The following is a 1,455-nucleotide window of genomic DNA, read 5'->3' as shown; positions in this document are numbered from 1 at the left end:
GCGAAGCGTTCGGCGCGGATCAACCCAACCCGGACCCCGACGCCGACGGCATCGCCTTCGTGTTCGACATGCGCTTCCCAGGGCAGCGCTACGACAGTGCGAGCGGCCTGAACTACAACTACTTCCGGGATTACGACCCGACGACGGGGCGGTATGTGCAGAGTGATCCGATTGGATTAGCTGGCGGCATCAACACGTATGAATATGTCTATTCGAGACCGCTTATGTTTGCGGACTATTACGGGCTTGCCGTCTACTTGTGTGATCGGCCTGTCGATGTTGAGTGGATACCGCCCTTCCTTCGCCCTTACATCCGCCATATGTGGATTAAGACTTCGGGGTACGAGGCTGGGATGGGTGGGCAATGTCCAGTCCCAGGCCAAGGCTGCGCAGATCGGCCTTACAGCGATACGCAAACTAAGGCCCATAACGGGCAATCCGGTTTGCCGGGCTCAAGGTGCACATTGATGAGAAACGTAGACGAAGACTGCGTTAATCGGAAGATCCGCCCAGGCCAGCCCACTGGAACGTGGAGCACGCACAATCAATGCCGGAGTTTCGCGCAAGGTGTGATAGCGTCCTGCCGCTATGGCCCGCAGGACGGGCCAGAAATGCCAAACACGCTTGGCAGACGCGGAGCACTCGGCTCTAGGTTCTCACCCACGCCATGAAGCGCAGCCGCTTATCATCTTTTCGTTTGGTATTGATCGCGCTGCTGCTTGCAGCTTTAGGTGCGGTTAGCTTTGTAGGCGGGATTTATTACGCATGGCTAGCTGTCGTGCCGGGTTGCGATGTGGCTTGCGCTTCTTGCTATCGCGCCCTTTCTAGGGTATTTGGCTATGGTTCATACGTGCTCATGCTGCTGGGTCTTATCTCAGTAGCAATTGCCTGGACTAGACGCCGAAAGAAGCGGATCAGTGACGAGGCAAGGTTGAACGAAAATAGCCAGCGTGGCCCGGGTAAGGCCGAAGGCCGCACCCGGGTTTTTCGCGGAAGCGGGAAGGCGGATGAGGACGTCGAGGATTGACCACCGGCCGCTCGGCTTCGAGTTCGATGAAGTCGGCAACCTGGCCGTGCTGCGCACCGGCGACCAGACCGAGCCGCCGCTGCGCCGCTTCGGCTACGACGCGCTGGGCCGGGTGACGGAGAGCAAGGGCGGCGCGACCGACGCGCTGCTGCACGCCTACGGCTACGACGCCACCGGCAACCGCACCTCGAAGATGGCGGGGGGCGCGGCGACGGCTTACACATACCCTGCCACCAGCCACCGTCTCAGCCGCGTGGGCAGCATCAACCGCTGGTACGACGCCACCGGCAACACGACGTCGATCGGCGGCACCGCGCGCGAGTTCGTCTACGACGCCACCAACCGCCTGAGCCAAACCAAGGCCAATGGCGTGGCGACGATGAACTACCGCTACAACGGCAAGGGCGAGCGTGTCCGTCGCTGGGTGG

General features: G+C 61.0%; 2 protein-coding genes and 1 pseudogene. All 3 read left to right on the top strand.

Annotation, left to right across the window (positions count from 1 at the left end):
- Positions 1-671: RHS repeat-associated core domain-containing protein (locus FQY64_RS14610; RefSeq protein WP_146475468.1), on the top strand; the 671-nt coding region annotated here is incomplete at its 5' end.
- Entirely contained in the window at positions 668-1,027 is a 360-nt protein-coding gene (locus FQY64_RS14605; protein WP_146475466.1) for a hypothetical protein, read from the top strand. The genes FQY64_RS14610 and FQY64_RS14605, both read left to right, overlap by 4 nt.
- Positions 1,008-1,455: pseudogene (locus tag FQY64_RS14600) on the top strand (type IV secretion protein Rhs); the annotation flags it as partial. The gene FQY64_RS14605 and the pseudogene FQY64_RS14600, both read left to right, overlap by 20 nt.

It is taken from the genome of Vulcaniibacterium thermophilum, from assembly GCF_007923255.1.
GTDB classification, from domain to species: Bacteria; Pseudomonadota; Gammaproteobacteria; order Xanthomonadales; family Xanthomonadaceae; genus Lysobacter_F; species Lysobacter_F thermophilum.
Note: the sequence above shows the minus strand (reverse complement) of the source record. Positions and strands in the feature narration are given on the sequence as shown.